The 18,145-nt window shown below is 39.9% G+C and carries 14 protein-coding genes, 1 tRNA gene and 1 other RNA gene; all 16 read right to left on the bottom strand.

Annotated features, from left to right (window positions below):
* Positions 1-34: 34 nt before the first annotated feature.
* Positions 35-1,582, bottom strand: a complete 1,548-nt coding sequence (locus BLR54_RS07930) for an amidohydrolase (RefSeq protein WP_090419257.1) — start codon at positions 1,580-1,582, stop codon at positions 35-37.
* Between the two features lie 26 nt (positions 1,583-1,608).
* Complete coding sequence (locus BLR54_RS07935) at positions 1,609-2,865, bottom strand: 6-phosphofructokinase (protein ID WP_090419260.1); 1,257 nt, start codon at positions 2,863-2,865, stop codon at positions 1,609-1,611.
* A gap of 111 nt (positions 2,866-2,976) precedes the next feature.
* Positions 2,977-3,240, bottom strand: a complete 264-nt coding sequence (locus BLR54_RS07940; RefSeq protein WP_090419263.1) for a hypothetical protein — start codon at positions 3,238-3,240, stop codon at positions 2,977-2,979.
* 24 nt (positions 3,241-3,264) lie between these two features.
* Positions 3,265-3,798 carry a phosphatase PAP2 family protein gene (locus BLR54_RS07945; protein ID WP_090419265.1) on the bottom strand — a complete coding sequence of 178 codons (534 nt, stop codon included), beginning with the start codon at positions 3,796-3,798 and terminating at the stop codon, positions 3,265-3,267.
* Positions 3,799-3,801: 3 nt separating this feature from the next.
* On the bottom strand, positions 3,802-4,335 hold the full coding sequence (locus BLR54_RS07950; RefSeq protein WP_090419267.1) for a CarD family transcriptional regulator: 534 nt from the start codon (positions 4,333-4,335) through the stop codon (positions 3,802-3,804).
* 884 nt (positions 4,336-5,219) lie between these two features.
* Positions 5,220-5,564, bottom strand: an RNA gene (rnpB, locus tag BLR54_RS07955) — RNase P RNA component class A.
* Between the two features lie 19 nt (positions 5,565-5,583).
* Positions 5,584-7,248: a nucleoside kinase gene (locus BLR54_RS07960; RefSeq protein ID WP_090419270.1), complete on the bottom strand. Its 1,665-nt coding sequence runs from the start codon at positions 7,246-7,248 to the stop codon at positions 5,584-5,586.
* Positions 7,249-7,262: 14 nt separating this feature from the next.
* Entirely contained in the window at positions 7,263-7,976 is a 714-nt protein-coding gene (locus BLR54_RS07965; RefSeq protein ID WP_090419273.1) for a tRNA (adenine(22)-N(1))-methyltransferase, read from the bottom strand.
* A 79-nt stretch (positions 7,977-8,055) separates the two neighbouring features.
* Positions 8,056-9,156, bottom strand: a complete 1,101-nt coding sequence (gene rpoD / locus BLR54_RS07970; RefSeq protein ID WP_090419688.1) for an RNA polymerase sigma factor RpoD — start codon at positions 9,154-9,156, stop codon at positions 8,056-8,058.
* Between the two features lie 315 nt (positions 9,157-9,471).
* Positions 9,472-11,247: a DNA primase gene (gene dnaG / locus BLR54_RS07975; RefSeq protein ID WP_090419276.1), complete on the bottom strand. Its 1,776-nt coding sequence runs from the start codon at positions 11,245-11,247 to the stop codon at positions 9,472-9,474.
* 12 nt (positions 11,248-11,259) lie between these two features.
* Positions 11,260-12,276 carry a deoxyguanosinetriphosphate triphosphohydrolase gene (locus BLR54_RS07980; protein WP_090419279.1) on the bottom strand — a complete coding sequence of 339 codons (1,017 nt, stop codon included), beginning with the start codon at positions 12,274-12,276 and terminating at the stop codon, positions 11,260-11,262.
* Between the two features lie 385 nt (positions 12,277-12,661).
* Positions 12,662-12,745 (bottom strand) — tRNA-Leu (locus tag BLR54_RS07985).
* Between the two features lie 64 nt (positions 12,746-12,809).
* A complete protein-coding gene (locus tag BLR54_RS07990; protein WP_090419282.1) occupies positions 12,810-13,874 on the bottom strand; it encodes a haloacid dehalogenase-like hydrolase in 1,065 nt (354 codons plus the stop codon).
* A gap of 636 nt (positions 13,875-14,510) precedes the next feature.
* Positions 14,511-14,999: an NUDIX hydrolase gene (locus BLR54_RS07995; RefSeq protein ID WP_090419285.1), complete on the bottom strand. Its 489-nt coding sequence runs from the start codon at positions 14,997-14,999 to the stop codon at positions 14,511-14,513.
* 16 nt (positions 15,000-15,015) lie between these two features.
* Entirely contained in the window at positions 15,016-15,837 is an 822-nt protein-coding gene (pgeF, locus tag BLR54_RS08000) for a peptidoglycan editing factor PgeF (RefSeq protein ID WP_090419288.1), read from the bottom strand.
* 111 nt (positions 15,838-15,948) lie between these two features.
* Positions 15,949-18,006, bottom strand: coding sequence for a hypothetical protein (locus tag BLR54_RS08005; protein WP_090419293.1), 2,058 nt, complete (start codon positions 18,004-18,006; stop codon positions 15,949-15,951).
* Positions 18,007-18,145: the final 139 nt, after the last annotated feature.

The raw sequence follows: 18,145 nt of genomic DNA on the forward strand, positions 1-18,145 counted from the left end.
TCAATAAAGGCACCCGGTTACGGGTGCCCGTATATTATTGTGGGAACATGCCTCGAAGCATTGTCGCCATAGAACCTGTTCTTGAACGCTTATATGGCTTTCCTTTCAGATAAAGCTCTGCAACGTTTATGGTGTTTAACTCCGTAACAGGAATTTCATAAGGATTCTTATCTAGCACCGCCAGGTCGCAGCTCTTTCCCATCTCAAGGGTACCTCGCTCTTTTTCGTCAAAGCAAGAATATGCACCATTGTAGGTGGCCATTCTAAGAGCCTCATAAACTGAAACTGATTGTTCAGGATTCTTGTTGTTGCAGGCGTCATGAATCCATCTGATAGGATCTGGATCTGATGCAGGCGCATCTGAATTAAAGCACACAAGGATACCCATATCATTTATCTTTTTCAAAGGATTAATATTTTTAACCCTTTCGGCTGAAAGCAACCCTTCAAAGAACTCATAGGCACCATCAATATGTGATAACAAGGATGGCTGAACAGATATCATTATGTGATACTTTTGACATACCTTCAAGGCCTTTTCTGTTGGAAGACAACCATGAATAATAATATGTCTGTGATCATATCTAGGATAATCCTCCAAAGCCATTGAGATAGCATTAACAGCCTGTTCAAAGGCAGCATCTCCAACGGCATGAAGAGCAATCTGATATCCCGCTCTATTTGCATTTATACAGAATTTCTGCACCTCTGCATCTGTATAGTAAGATACACCCTTGTTACTCTCAGTGGTGTAGTCATCATTAAGAGATGCATCCTTGTTGGTAAAGGTACCATCCAGATTACCAAATACAACCCTTGTCATATCTTTTTTGGCTATCTTATCAACATTGGAACACTGATATGCTACCTTCACCTGCATACCATTATCAAGACCCTTGGCTACAGAACGTTCCATATCAAAATCGTAATCGCGAACGAAGCCCATTCCACTGGCAGAACAAATCAGACCAACTCCCTTGCTGGCAAGGAAGTCTGAGGTTACAACCATGGAATCTATAACCTTTTTGGTAGACATGCCATGGGTGATGAATTCACAGGCAGCCATAAAAGCCTCCTGGGTGAGCTCACCTGTCTCAAAATTGTACCCCCTAAGATTTGACACCTTGGACTTGATAGCATCAAGGAAAATGCTATTGGCAACACCTGAATGAGCATCATGCTTAATGATAAAAGCTGGCTTATCAGGACAAGCTGCATCCATCTGCTCCTTTAAAATCAAATGCCCTTCTAGAACAGCATACTCTGTGGCACCAAAACCTACTATAATGTTTTCTCTAGTGTTTTCAGCATATTCCTTAAGCTGTTCGAGGATCTTTGCATTGGAATCTGTGTCGTTTATAGGAAACATTCTGTGCAATACAGAGAATCCCGAATAATGCATATGTGTATCTGCGAAAGCGGGAATCAATACATTGTTGCCTAATTCTATTGGTGGAACTACCTCGTATTGAGTAGGAAGGGTTTTACCGATATAGGCTATTCTTCCCTCTCGCTCAACTAAATAATTAGCTACAGAATTATTTGCATCACATGTAAGAATTGTTCCGTGAAATACCTGCATCTACGCCCCTCCAAAATAGCTTAATGCTATTCTTCTTCTTTATACATTTTCTTCATTGGTCTATAAATATGTCTTGGAATACCGTCAACCATGATTGGAGAAACATCCCCCTGAATCAATGGCTTTGCATAGGTAATGAAAGCCTCTGTTACATAGGTTCCGTCATGGGTAATCCAATTACGTGGCACAAGCTTTTCGTCATTTGCAATCTTGTGAACATCCTTAACCTCTGTACCGCACTGGTATGGATCATCAGAATGACGAGTAAGAGTAACCATCTTTCCTGTGTCTCCCTCATCTGCAGCAAGAACTGCAGCACCACCAACCTGATAAGCCTCCAAAATATCGATACGTGAAGCAAGATGTGAGCCAGCTCTCTGTAAAGTTGAAAGCTCGATTGCTCTAGTCTTGCAGCCAACCTCAGCAGCAATGTAGTTGCAAAGGTAAGCAGCTGTACCTGTAAGCTGTTTATGATTGAATGCATCTACGAATTCAACATTATGTCCAAGCTCGCATACATATTTTCCATCCTTTGTGTGAATACCCTCAGAGATACATACAACAACAGATGGCTGAGTCTTCAAAAGCTTTACGACTCTCTCTTTAAACTTTTCAATATCAAATGGAACTTCTGGCAAATAAATCAAATCTGGCCCTTCACAATCTTCGCCCTTTGCAAGAATCGAAGCACCTGTAAGCCATCCAGCATTACGTCCCATGATTTCAACAATTGTAACAAGTCCCTTGCTATACTCAAGGCAATAGCTATCACGAATAATCTCTTTTACAGAGGTACCAATATACTTAGCAGCACTACCATAGCCTGGTGTGTGATCTGTAAGAGCCAAGTCGTTGTCGATAGTCTTTGGGCATCCTATAAATCTGATATTAGAGCCAGTGAGAATAGCATAATCAGAAAGCTTTTTGATGGTGTCCATGGAATCATTTCCACCGATATAAATCAAAGCTTCAATATTGAGTTTGTTAAGAATTGCGAAGATTTTCTCGTAAGTTTCCATATCCTCGTGGATTTCTGGAAGCTTAAAGCGGCATGAGCCTAAGTAAGCAGCTGGAGTACGTTTTAAAAGCTCAACATCCAAATCATTCTTGATAAAATCGGAAAGATCAATGTATTGCTCTTCCATAAGTCCCTTGATACCATGAAGCATTCCGTAAACCTTACCTGCTCCACGATCCTTTGCTGTCCTAAAAACTCCTGCCAAAGAAGAGTTGATTGCGGCGGTCGGTCCGCCTGATTGTCCCACAATTACGTTACCTGTCATTACATCTTACCTCCCAATACATAAATTTAATTATTGCGCCTAGTTTAAACAAACCAATAACGCTTATAAACTTATTCTCTTTCATAACTCAGCAAGAAAATAAATTGTTAACTAAAAATCCTCCTCAGGTAAATCTCTAAAATACCCTGCTATAATATCGCCTATACACCAAATTGCCCCGCCGACAGTGGAGGCGATAAAAATCTTAAAAACATTAATCAGTATCATTCCCGCTGAAAGTGTACCGCTAGTAAACCCCGTAATCAACCAGTACACCGGCCTAACGAACAACATATATCCGCCAATGTATAATCCTAAAACCGTGCCAAGAATGCTAAATAGCACAGCCATGGCTCTTTTTGCATTCTTTTTCATAAATTACTCCCTGAATTTTATATATTAAAATGGTAGCATAAGAAGGCCAAAAACGCTACAAAAAAGCCAAAAACATATAATTCCAATGAAAATTGCAATTAATGCTCCTGCTATAACGTCTTTGATAAAATGAACGCCACCTACCACTCTAATAACTGCTAAAGCAATTCCCATTACAATCAGCAACACTCCCATAGGAAGGCTGACTTGGAAAAATGCCATAGCAACTATAAAAATAGAGAAAACATGTCTGCTTGGGAAGCTTTTTCCTTTAGTATCTTTATCAAGAGCTGGAGTGAAACCGTACACCTCGTAAGGTCTAGGTGCACTCATAACCTTTCTGAAAAGGCTTACAACTATAAAGGAAATGCCTGGAATCAACAGGCTTCGATAAAGTAGAGTAGCCCCTTGTGTCGGAATGGTATATACACCATAAACAAGGAGCCCAAGATATAATAAAACTGTAATATAAGTAATGGCCTTGTCCAGCACCTTTAGTACTGAAACAAGACCATTATTATTTTTTATTCTAGCTGATAAATCCGCGTAAGATATCATATATTATGCACCTAGTAAAATAGTATTTGAAGAATGTACTTTAACAGCATCTTCGAACATATGCTGAACAGAAGGAATATCCTTGCCCATTGAAAAAGCCATTTCCTCATAAAGCTTTCTGCCGGCTACGCTTAAGATTTTCTCATCAATAGCCATAACCTTTTTTCCAGCTTCAATACGCTGCCATTTTCTGATTAAAACAGTCTTAACCACTCTGGCAAGAGATTCTGGTGTAAACTCACCCATAACCTCTTTAAATCTTTCCTGGAGCATTCTGTCGTTTGGTTCTTCGATACACTGAATATCGTCGATGTTGTCAAGGATTTTAGCAAATCTAGCCTCTTCTGCTACTGGACGTAACTTAACTGTCGAGCCTATAATTGGAGTAAAAACTTTGGCACCTGCCTTAAATACAGGTGACATGCAGTAGTAGGTCTTTCTCGAACCTTTGCCCATAAGCTCCATGTCATCGATATCTTCGATCTGACACACACCACTTCCCTCATGAACCAAATAATCGCCTACTTGATATTCCATTTTTCACCATCCTTCTAATTGCTAAACAACACGTACCTCCACAACTTCAATCTCCCACAAAGTAGTTATATTATATCACGTTTTTTCTATTTTTTTAGCCTTCTAGACACAAAAAATTCACATTTGTTAATAATACACACGGCTTCCCTCGTTTTGCGTTGGCATTTAGTAAAAAATAACAATATATTCTGACAGTTTCATTTCACTTATTCCCCCACCTTCATTTATTCTATTTCTACATAACAAAGACCTCTCGTGTCCAGCGCCCCTCCTGCCGCCGCCCTCTCCTTGGTTTCTGACACTATCACAAAACACTGATTTTCTAATTCCTGCTTTTCGCTTTCTTATTAGTGGTTGTCCTTTATATTCTTTGCACTTTGTGCACTACAGTATGTACTGCTCAGACACACACTATATATAAATAATTCTCTATCAGACTATATACAGATTAAGTGTCTGATTTTGTAATGAACCTAGTGGAATAGCAAATGAGTTTTGATAGATATGGGCAGACCGAGCCAAGGACGGCGAGGTCAAGGAAAGTTGAACACGGATGTGAATCTTGACTGGTGCCCATATCTACAAAACTCACTTGCTTAATTCCACTTGGTGAATGGAGTATGAAGACACTTAATCTGTATATAGTCTGATAGGAGAATTAATTAAGCCTACTTGTGTCTGAGCTATACATACAGTAGCTTCAAAGTGCAAAACCAAATAAAGGACAACCACAAAAGCTCAAATTGCAGGAATAAGAAAATCTAGTGTTTTGTTCAAATGATGTCAGAAACCAAGGAGAGGGCGGCGGCAAGTGGGGCGCTGGACACGAAAGATATGAGTAAATATGGAAATAGAATAAATGAATGGGGGAAATATTCAGAAATAAAAAAGGCCCGACTGTGAGCCGGGTTATGTCATTTAAAGTAGTCATCTATCTAGGACTGCTGTTGCCAACAGCCTCAAGCGTTCAACCTTGCGCTGGCGGGCCGCGTACGCGCATTTTAGAACTTGCTTCGGATGGGGTTTACATGGCTACCGCTGTTACCAGAGGTACGGTGGTCTCTTACACCGCCTTTCCACCCTTACCTGGAAAAACCAGGCGGTATATTTCTGTTGCACTATCCTTGGAGTTACCTCCACCGGCCGTTAGCCGGCATCCTCGCCCTGTGAAGCCCGGACTTTCCTCTCCCTAGGCACTACACCTAGGCAGCGACTACTCATCGGACCTTTAAATATTAAGTTTATATCCTAAAGGATACATGAACCTCCAATGAACTCACGAACCAGAGAGTTGTTTGGAATAACCTCTGGAGCCATTGGAAGGAAATAATCCAAAAGCTTGATGAGACGTTTGGCCTCAGCATACATTGGATGATCTGGCTCAATTGCATAAAGCAACGGGTCGACATACAATTTTAACACAGCCATCTCATAAATCAAGGCCGTATTGAAAATATAATCAGCATGTTCCTGGAATGGGAAGATATTTTTCTCTTCTCCTCTTCGAACAGAATCCCACATTGCGATAGTTTCTGCTGCTGTGGTAGCTCTGGTTCTGGCATCTCTAACAATTCGACGAATTAATCTTCCATCTGCTGTAGAAAGCGGATTGTGTTCATCAATCGAAAGCTGTGTGAGGGCAGATAAATAAATCTTGTATTTTGACTCTGCTGGAAGTGACGAGCTCATTCTGTCGTTCAGTCCATGAATACCTTCAATAACAAGAATATCGTTTTTTCCCAGCTGCATGTAGTGGTCATTGTACTCACGCTTTCCAATCTTGAAATTAAAGTTTGGAAGCAATACACGTTCACCCTTTAAAAGCTTGACCATGCATTCGTTGAAATATGGAATATCAAGACCTTCGATAGCCTCAAAATCCTTTTCTCCATATTCATCAATCGGCATCTGATCACGATTCAAATAGAAGTCATCAAGTGGTAATGGATGAGGAACGCATCCCAAAGCTCTCAATTGGGCAGAAAGCTTGTGAGAAAAGGTGGTCTTTCCTGACGAGGATGGGCCCGCCATCATTACAAACTTTACTTCCTTATTGGCAGCTATAATGCTAGCTAGCTCGCCGATATTCCGTTCCATAATAGCTTCCTGAGAAAGAACAATGTCTCTAATTCTGCCATTAGCTATAGCCTCATTTAAGGCACCAACAGTAGGCACTCCCATGGTGCGTCCAAATTCAGAAGCTTGTTGCTGAACATTAAATAGCTTAATTGGCTTTTTAAAGGTTGCGACTTCTCTTGTGTTGATGCCAGGTAAGCTTCCATCTGGGTACATGAGCATAAAGCCATTTTCAAATTTTATTAAATCAAAATATCTAAGATACTTGGTAGATGGCACCATGTATCCGTAAAAGTAATCAATACAGCCATCCAGATCGTAAACATTAATATTTGAGCTTGTACGATATTTAAGAAGCTGCTCCTTGTCCTTCATATTGAAGCTATGGAACATTTCCTTTGCCTGAGTAGTTTTTATAGAATATTTTTTTAACGGAATATCCTTTTCTACCAAGCCAAGCATTATCTTTTTAAGCTCTGCAAGGTCATCTTCTGTGATTTCACCAACACCCTCCAAGGTACAGAAATCGCCTTGTCCCAGAGAATGCTCAACTCTAAGGTATGGGTTAGCTGGAAGTGGATACACATCCATAAGAGCTCTCTGAAGAAGGAAAACAACGCTTCGTCTGTAAGCCCTACGTCCATCCTTATCAGCTGTGGTTAAAAATTCAACACTAGCCACACCAGTAACAGCCTTGTTTAATTCTGTAAGACTCCCCTTATACTTTGCTAGAACAATGTCATCCTTGTAGTCAGGCTGATGTTTAGCAGCAATATCTACTAATCTTGTGCCATCCTCATAGGTTTCCTCGTTGCCGCCAATGATTACTTTTGCCATAGTGCCTTCTCCTCCTACAGTGAATTTTTAATCTGGTTAATAATATCAAGCTGAGTTCTAAGCTCCTGACACCTTTTAACTGTAGCAGGTTTGCCGGATGCTTCCCCCTTCTCTAGCTTGTTAAGAATTCCGCTATATTCACTTTCGTTTTTATTCAAAAGCTTTATTAAAAGCTCTGGCTTTTTTTCTATGACTTTAGGACCATATTCCAATTGAGCATCGGTATAATTAACTCTCTCACTTTGGTCCTGTCTGTAAGATATCTTAATAATAGGATATATCTTATTTTCTTCAGAAACAAGGTCTTCATCCTCAATAACGAAACCTTCGTCCATTAAGCTCTTGCGAAGCTGGTAATATTCTGATTGAGGTTCAATTATCAAACAATCCGCTGCCTTTGCTGTGGCAAGACCATTTTTGATAATCCTCTCTATCAAAACTCCACCCATTCCGCAGATACAAATCACATCCGCTTCACCAGGTTCAAGCTTGGCAAGACCGTCTGAAAGTCTGAGCTGACAAGTATCTTTATATCCTGCAGCCATAACATTTTCCTTGGCTTTGTTTAAAGGCCCCTTGTTTACGTCCATGGCAATTACTTTTTCTGCCTTAGCGTTTTCGAGCAATGCTATGCTCAAATATCCATGGTCGCATCCCACATCTGCAACGGTGCCACAATGTGGAATCATGTTATATACAATCTGTAATCTAGGAGATAATTTTATCATTTAATTATGTATAATCCTTGAATCAAAATAGAAAACAGCCATGCGAATCACCGTAAGCAATAGGCATGGCTTGTTTAATTTACTGGTCTAAATAGTCCTTAAGCTTGCGGCTGCGGCTTGGGTGACGAAGCTTGCGAAGAGCCTTAGCCTCAATCTGACGGATACGCTCACGAGTAACGTTAAATTCCTTACCTACCTCTTCAAGGGTACGAGCCTTGCCATCCTCAAGACCAAATCTGAGGATAAGAACACGCTGCTCACGCTCTGTAAGAGTATCGAGAACCTCGTGAAGCTGTTCCTTTAAAAGAGTGAAGGTAGCTGCCTCAGCTGGAACTGGTACGTTCTCATCTGGAAGGAAATCTCCAAGGTGGCTATCTTCCTCCTCACCGATAGGTGTCTCAAGAGAAACTGGCTCCTGAGAAATCTTAAGGATTTCATGAACTCTGTCTACAGTAATACCCATTGCTGCAGCGATTTCCTCTGGAGTCGGTTCACGGCCGTACTCCTGTAATAACTGTCTAGAAACTCTAATGAGTTTGTTGATTGTCTCAACCATATGAACAGGGATACGAATTGTACGAGCCTGATCTGCGATAGCACGTGTGATAGCCTGACGAATCCACCATGTAGCATATGTAGAGAACTTGTAACCCTTGTGGTAATCAAACTTTTCAACTGCCTTCATAAGACCAAGGTTACCTTCCTGTATAAGATCAAGGAAAAGCATACCACGTCCAACGTAACGCTTTGCAATAGAAACTACGAGACGAAGGTTTGCCTCAGCAAGCTTGTTCTTTGCTTCCTGATCACCTTCTTCCATACGCTGAGCAAGCTCAACCTCTTCTTCTGCTGAAAGAAGTGGTACCTTACCAATTTCCTTAAGGTACATACGAACAGGATCTTCAATGCTGACTGAGTCAGGCACTGACATATCAATATCTTCTAAATCCTCGTCATCACTTGCAAGTAAAAGTGCATCTGATGGGCCAGATGAGAAGTTTACATCGATGCCCTTTTTATCAAGGTATGTAAGGATGCGCTCCATCTGCTTTGCATCGATTTTATAATCCTTTAAGAACTCTGAAATTTCGTAATCTTCAAGGATATTCTTCTGTGTCTTTGCGATTTTGATAAGCTCAGCTACCTTTGAATCAAGCTCATCATTGCCAAAAGAATCGATATCATCGTCATCATCGTCATCTGTTCTGTCAACGGATGTTTTAGCACCAACTGATGCTAAGAATTCGTCAACATCATCGTCATCTTCTGTCTCATCAATGTTGTCAAAGTCATGCTCGTTGAACTCAAGATCTTCAGCAGAGATTTCCTCAAGATCACCAAAGTCAACATCCTTGTCTTCAACTTCAGTATCTTCTGCTTCTTCCGCATCCTCAGCCTCTGCTAAGAAAGCTTCAGCAGCAGCGTTCAAGTCTCCGTTTTCGATTAATTCATCAACTTTCTTCTTTGCCATTTTTGTTCCTTTCTGTTTTTAAGATTATGCTAATGCTAAGTCTAAACGCTCCAAGCGTTGTAGTGTCTTTTTTCCCTCAACTAGACTCTTTAAATCAGCTCCATTTTTCTGAGCCTGCTCCAGCGAGTTCTTTTTTATTCTAAGCAAAGTCTCTTTTAAGGCCTTGCTAAGATCACTATTGTCTGTAAGTTCACCAACTGTGGTGTTGAAGAGAGCTGCAACAGTTTTTCTGTCTTCCTCTTCCATAAATATATCAACTATTCTGGCGGTATCAACGGCCTGATTGTTTGATAACGCTGCAAACACTTCTGTGGCAACGGTTTTATATACTCCATCCTCAAAATCCTCAGGCGCAACATAGGCTGAAATCTTAGGATATATATCAGGTGATTCCACCAACCATGTAAGCAGCAGCCTTTGAGACATTTTCATGCCATCATCCTTTGGCTTTTGCTGTTTTTTCTGATAGTCAGAATGCTCGCCTGGCTCTCGCTTGGCTGTAATGCCCTGCTGTCCAAGCTCAAGTATATACTTTGCCAAAGCATCCTTTGGAATATTGAACTTAGCGGCTACGGATTCAGTGTAATTTTCCCTTTCAAGCTGAGTTGGGAATTCCATAACTATCATCCTAGCTGCTTCCTTTTGGAAATCTGACTTTTTCTCCGGGTCAGTCATATCATAGCGATTTTGAAGCATTCGAACCTGATACATAAAACTGTTCTCAGCATTCTGTATACGCTTTTCGTATTCCTCTGCCCCAAGATTCTTTATGAACTCATCTGGATCCTTGTAAGGCTTCATATCAATGATACGACAAGATATTCCAGCGTTCTTTAATATTGGAATGGCTCTAAGGGCCGCCTTCTGCCCCGCCCCATCTGAATCGTAGCTAAGATAAACATCCTTAACATAACGCTTCAGCATGCCAGCATGACCTTCAGTCAAAGCAGTTCCAAGAGAAGCTACTGCATTATCAAAGCCAGCCTGATGAAGAGCTATAACATCCATGTATCCTTCGCAAAGGATAAACTGTTCTCGACGAGTTTTCCTTGCAAAGTACAAGCCAAATAGTGTTTTGGACTTGTTGAAAATCTCTGTTTCAGGAGAGTTAAGATATTTAGGCTCTCCCTCTCCCATCACTCGACCACCGAAAGCAACAACCTTGCCATTGGCATCAAATATTGGAAACATTGCTCGGTTCCAAAACTTGTCATGGCCACCACGCTTTTCATCGATGGTGATGAGGCCGCAGTCCTTAAGGATGTCATCCTCATATCCCTTTTCTCGAAGATATCTATAAAGAGAATCTGAATATTTGTTAGTGCATCCAAGTCCGAACTTGTGCATGGTATCTGGAGTAAGCTCTCGCTTTGTGAAGTACTCCAAAGCCTGCTTTCCCGCGTCGGAACGAAGCATTTTATAATAGAAGGCTGCCGCTTCCTTATTGATTTCAAACAAACGGCTTCGTCTGTCCGCTCTTTGCTTTTCCTGATAGGTCATTTCACGCTGAGGAAGCTCCACGCCACATTTAGGCGCCAGTTCCTCCACCGCTTCCTTAAAGGTCATATTTTCATATGCCATTAGAAAGCTAAAAACATTTCCTCCAGCTCCGCAACCAAAGCAGTAATACATCTGCTTTTGTGGGCTTACGGAAAATGAGCCTGTTTTTTCATTATGAAAGGGACACAAGCCAAAATATTGACTGCCCTTTTTTTGTAAATTCACATATCTAGAAATAACATCGACGATGTCTGTCCTTGAACGAACCTCCTCGATGATTTCATCTGAATAATAGGCCATTGTTCTCCCTAATTAAAATCCATCTACTACCCATGCCTTTGGCATGAAAAATTCATTAAACTTGGTGATACAATACTGGTCTGTCATACCAGAAATGTAATCACAAATGATGCGTTCCTGAGTCTCGCCTTCATCTTCCATTGCTCTATATCGAGGAGGAATCTCATTAAAGTGAACGGTATAGTATTCATAAAGCTCACGAATCATTCTCTTTGCCTTAACCTCTTCCACCTTTGCCACAGAATCCTTGTATACATTGGCAAATAAGAAGGAACGCAAATCTGACATTGCCTCTTCGATTTCTGGAGACATCTTTATCACAGGGCTATCTTTGCTTTCGATAATAACGTCGTGAATAAGAGTGTCTAAACGAACAGCTGTGGTCATTCCAAGAGTCTTTCTGATTTCCATTGGAATGTCATCTTCTGTAAGAATCTGAGCTCTGATTGCATCATCAATATCGCTGTTTACGTAAGCAATTTTATCTGAAAGACGGACAATCTGTCCCTCTGGAGTGGCTGGATGTCCGCTGGTTTTGTGATTACGGATTCCATCTCGAACCTCCCAAGTAAGATTAAGACCTTGTCCACCTTTTTCAAGCTTTTCAACTATACGGACACTTTGTTCAGAGTGCAAAAAGCCAACGGAACACATTTCATTAAGCTGAGCCTCTCCGGCATGACCAAATGGTGTGTGTCCTAAATCATGTCCTAATGCAATAGCTTCTACCAAATCCTCATTAAGTCTCAACGCCTTTGCAATAGTACGCGCATTTTGTGAAACTTCAAGTGTATGTGATAATCTGGTTCTGTAATGATCTCCCTGAGGAGTGAGAAAAACTTGAGTTTTGTTCTTCAAGCGGCGAAACGCCTTGCTATGAAGAATTCGATCTCTATCCCTTTGAAATAAAGGTCTGATATCACACTGTGGCTCATCCTTTTCACGGCCACGTGAATTCTGGCTGAGAGTGGCATAAGGACTAAGTGTCTCCTTTTCCATCTGCTCAATCATTTCTCTAATTGTGCCCATTTTAGCCTCCCAATTTTGCAACAAACGACACTTCTATAAAACAAATTCCGCAAAAAAAAAGGATATCCTTTTTTTGAATAAAAAAAGTTACTATTCACAGTAAAATAATATTTAAAACTAATTCTGTCCAAATTTATTTGGTAAGGAATTATTTTAAATATTACTTTTACTGGAATCAGTGGCTCCATCCTCAATGAACAATGTTAGGTGCTTTAGCACCGAGAAAGAACTCTGAAAGAGTTCCATTGTGAATGAGATGGAGCAACTGTGAATAGTAACTTTTTTACTGGGACTTGATTCTCGCCTCCCGGTCATGAAATTGAGTTAATTCTATTTCCTGCATAAAAAACATAGCGCCAGGCATCTGCCTGACGCTATATTTTTATGCAGGAAATGGGACTTGAACCCACACGATATTGCTACCACAGGCACCTGAAGCCTGCGCGTCTGCCAATTCCGCCATTCCTGCGAACAAGTAGTATTCTAAGGAATTGACAGTGTTATGTCAAGTGAGTTCAAGTCAAATATTATGTTTATTTTCTGGTTACTCCATCACCATAAATTGTAGTCCAATCATTCTTCATAGAAATTGGTACCCAATTAAATTCTTGGCAAAGACCGTACATCTTTTCTGCTGAAGAAAGCTTTCCGTTCTCTCGTACAGTGTCATCACAACAAACCATAAAAGCAAGGCTCCTGTACTTATTATTGCTTGTTACGTACTCTGCCATGCTAGAGTCACCAGTGCTATTTCCAAAAGAAAGAACTGGCTGCTGGCCTATTTCCTGAGCAATGACTGAAACCTTGTTCATCTTAAGATTCTTTACAACGAAATTACCGCCAAGTACAAGATTATCCTTTTCTGTAAAAACATAGTCCAAGCCATCTGCATCTGCCTGGTTATTTGAAACGATTGTCTCGTCGGAACCAATAATATTTCTTGGAAGGATTGGTAATTTCCCCATTACTAAGCCACGGACAATAAGTCTATCAGTTCCACTAACAATATAAGTTGTAAATCCATTGGACTGAAGATATCGAATTAACTCTACCATAGGTTTGTAGAATGCATCGCCCTTAGTCATACCTTTATATCCGTTAGCTGGTGTATTTCTATATTTAATAATATAAGCTGTGAACTCATCCACGGTCATTCCTGAAAAAGCAGATGCTACTGCCTTGCCGTGATCATTGTCCATTCCAGCAGGATATTTACCAGTCTTTGCGAACTCGATAACCTTGTTTGCTACCTCTTTCTCAAAATCAGTTGCTTTATACTTGTAGGTTGGGTCTTCGAGAACACGATGCTGCAAAAGCATATGATCAAAATATACAGGATCTGTCTCACAAAATAAGGTACCATCCAAATCAAAAACTGCCACTCTATCCTGAATAGGAATGAAATTTGGGCTTGCCTCGTTAGTGATATCATTCATATAATCTACCAAAGCAGCCTTAGAGGCTGAGCCTTCTGTCCAAAGTGACAATGGGTCACCTTCTGCTTTCGCATTAATTGAGAACGAGAATGTGCTTATTGTAATTACTGCACATAATGCTAAAACTTTAATTGCTTTAATACTCTTTTCAACTGTGTTCATATTTACCCCCTGATTTTCTCTAGATTTGATTTGTACATGTGGCAGTATAAGGAACGAATTATCACAAGAATGTCACACAATTGTGTCCTTGTGGTTATTAAAATCCTCCTATACTAGAGTCCATCAGGTCTCCCCAAAATACAATTGTTAATTTTCACAAAACATTAAGTCGAACATTAAGCTATCTGACAATTCTATGATAAATAGTATTTTTATCTTGCAATTTACAAATCCCAAGCTATAATAGTATATAACAACAGAGAAATAGTATTTAATATTTCAGAAAGGGAGGTACAGTCCACCAAAACATTAATTTAGTAATTGAAATGGTTTTATTAAAATCTAGTGATTGGAGGTACGGTCCACCAGAGGATTAAGTTTTAAAACCAAAGTTATTTGTTAAAATCTAGGGAATGGAGGTATAGTCCACCAGAGATTTAAGATTTTTAACACGCGACAATTTCATTACGAGGTCCATCACTGATTAAAAGTTTTCAAATGGACAGCAACAATGAAAAATAAAGCTGAATGAGAGGTATAGACCATTGGGATCGAATTTCAGGGGCGGCATCAGCTAGGAATCAAGGGATTTCGAGTTGGTGTCGCCCGTTTTTTGTGTCTATTCTTATATCAGTTTTAAATATTAAAAGGCATTTCTGTAATTGCAGCATATTCCCTTCTGTAAAGCCCATAATCCTCTATCTTGTTTTGGTGATATTTTTCATAATCTCCAAAAATCTGCTTAGCCTCATCAATAGGTAACCACACAGGCTTATAGTCAGCTAGTTTTTCAGCTTCTGTAAGATTAAGCTTACCAGTATCTTCCACAAAATCACAGATATAATAATGATTAAAATGCTGCCATACATCAAATAACTCTTCTATCTCCAGATAGTAGTCCTTTGGTTTTACTATAATGCCGGTCTCCTCAAGAAGTTCACGGGCGCAACATTCCTCTAAAGATTCATCCCCTTCTACTCCTCCACCTGGAATCATATATTTACCATTTTTTTCTTCATAGCTTAAAAGAATTTTTCCATCCTTTATAACAATCCCTCTGCAGGCGTGTCTTATTATATCCGCATGACCTAAGTAGTCATCATTTAATAATTGTATTTTCTTCATGTGTCCCCCTATCTACTTATAAAGTAATAAATGCTGCCTGACCACCGCGATTTGCACCCATTATTCTATGTGAAAAGAACAAATCTGGATGGCATCTGGTGCAATAGTCAGTGATTTCAATATGTTCAGCAAGAATCCCAGCTTCTAAAAGAGTTAATCTACATGCCTCCCACAAGTCTAGCATATATTTATCCTTGTCGTCAGGATTAAATATAGATTTGCTAAGTATTTTAGCCTTATGCTCTTCACCAAATACTTTTTCAAACTCTGCTGCAACATCATCGCTTACCTCATAGCAGTTTTTGCAAATACTTGGCCCGATACCGCATAAAATATCCTCTGGATTTGAACCAAAGGCTTCTGTCATTTTTTCTACGGTGACTTTACCAATTTTACCCACTGTCCCCTTCCAACCAGAATGAGATAAAGCAACCACCTGCTTTGCTGGATCATAGAAGAATAATGGGACACAGTCTGCATGTGCTGTAACTAATGGCATGTCCTTTACATTTGTTATAATGCCGTCCACATCCTTATAAGGAAGTAACTTTGTGATTCCATTACCTGCATCCTTTTCTTCAACAACAATTACATTCGCTGTGTGAGTCTGCATGGAAAAGCACATGCGTTCATATTTCATGTCAAGTGCTTTGCACATTCGTTTGTAGTTTTCATGTATGTTATCGACATTATCTTCGCTGTTAGTACGCAAGTTTAAGGATTCAAACACTCCCTCACTTACACCCCCTAGTCTTGTAGAAAATGCATGCTTCACTCCAGCTTTTTTAAGCGAATCGAATGTCATATATGTAACGCCATTATTAATTTCTCTATTCATTAGTTCTTCTGAGCTCCTTTACCATCTCAATAATCTCGAACCACATCATATATTAACATAAAAGAGACGCAGCTACTAATAGTAACCACGCCTCTTTTTCTTACTTATATTTTAGAAGAACCAATACCACATTATATTATTGAACAAATAGTTTGAATACCAATTGTAATAACTGCTGGCATATGTTGGATACCAGTATGTATTACGATATGAATGTCTTCTAATTGGAGCATTGTCCTCTACAACATACTTGCTTAAGTCAGGACAGATACCATCAGAATCACCTGTTCCATGCCAATAGTTTGGACTGGTAGTTTCGCCTGTGCCCATGATGCACTTTCCTGTCACAAGATTGCGGTCTGTTCTATATGACAAAGTGATGTTTCCATTAATTGGCTGAGTCTCTTTTTCAAAACTGTAGCCACCTTCAAGGTACGCTCTATCTGTATCGATTGTTCCTCTTCCTGAAACAGCAGCTCCACCACCGAGGATGTCACGATTGCCTGTGAGGTTCATACCGAATCCACCAACAGCGATTACTTTTCCATCGCCATAGATAGTTCCATTATTAAGAGTGATTGCGTCTCCACCCATAGAAGAAAGCTGAGACTCACCACCACCGAATACTGCAATAACTGAACCATCAGGTACGATTAATTTGCCTTTTACAGCAAGGCCCTTCTGACCCACTCCATAATCAGCAGCTTCATCGCCTTTGATATAAACATTTCCTTTAACATAAACAGTTCCGTTAGTAACTACCACTGGGTTGCTGTTATTGCGATTAATATCATCTCTTGCTGAATAATTTGTATGAGAAACGATTCTTGCATTTTCCAATGTAGAACCATTCATCATTCTAATCTGGCCATTGATTACTGAGCCGTGGGTAAAGCCTGCACCCTCTCCATAATCAATATAATCTACAGAAAGAGTTCCACCTTTGCTAACCTCCAAGATTCCTTCAATAGTAGACTGTCTCAATGATAACTTTCCACCATTTTCTACAACAATTTTTACACCGCTGTGAACACGAGTGTTAAGCATTGTAAGATTACAGCCTCTAGGAATAACAAGAGTCTGTGAAGGCACCTCACCATTTGTAAGGGAGATTACTGCGCCAAGCTCAGCATATGTTCCAGTTGTATGACTTCCATACCATGCCTTGATATCCTTTGGAACTGTAACAACATCAGCACCTAAATCGCTTATATACCATGGCTTCTGGTCATAGATATATTTACCATCACTTGTCTGAGTAGCGTTGTCATAGTTAAGAACATCAACAAGCTTTCCATCCAGCTCATAAACAGTGAAATTTACATCATTACTAATTGCCACTCGATTTTCTGTATCAGTAAACTGAACCGAAATTTTATAGTCACCTGCCTGCTCAGGCTTTCCTGTAATTGCAACGGTGCCGTCCCATACATTGTAGCCCACCTCTACTCCTGGGCATTCTGGCTCAACAATAATCTTAGTTTTTGAATGATCTGGATTGATTTTGACTGCATCCTCTGAATTCTCAAAATAGCTAAGTGGATGCCAGCTGTCCTCAGGAACTGAATCTCTGTCTACATCTTTATCAACCAATGCAGCCTCAAGCTTTACAGCATTAGCTCCAGTGGAAACATAAGAAACAGTTGTAGCGCTGGAAACAGCATCAATATCTTCCTCTCCAACCATCTTATGTTCAAAGTTACCCACAAGTCTTATGAAGAGATTCTTATTATCTTCTACTACAACAGGCTCATCAATTGAAGGTTCTTCTGATGCAGTTCCATTTACATTGATTGTAAAACTTTCATCGTAAGACCACATGCCATGATAATCTGCCTTAAGATTAACTGTGACTGTTCCAGCAGAAACGGCCTTTATTTCTGCAGTAGTGTATTTATCCCATGAATTACCATCATCAGTTGACTCGATGCTAATGATTCCATCATTATCTGTTGTCCACTGGATTTCATAGTCACTGTAACCATAAGCTCGCTCGCCTTGGAGAATAGCGGTATCTCCAACTTCAAGAGTGATACTTTCATGATTCTTGATGACTCCCTGTTCTGCTGCTGAAACTGACAATGCACATACTGGGGTCATGCAAAGCATTGAAACCGTGCCAGCAATTGCAACGCTTGATTTAAACAGCTTTAAAACCTTTCTTTTCATATATTTCCTCTTCCCTGATGCTGTTAATTTTTTACTCATTATGAATAATATGCATCAACTAAGTTAGTATATTATAACCTTGGGAAGTTATCAATAACCAAAGTGTTATGTAACTTACCCTTGAGTATAAAAAAAGAAC

The sequence above is a fragment of the Pseudobutyrivibrio sp. YE44 genome, assembly GCF_900104335.1.
Lineage (GTDB): Bacteria > Bacillota > Clostridia > Lachnospirales > Lachnospiraceae > Pseudobutyrivibrio.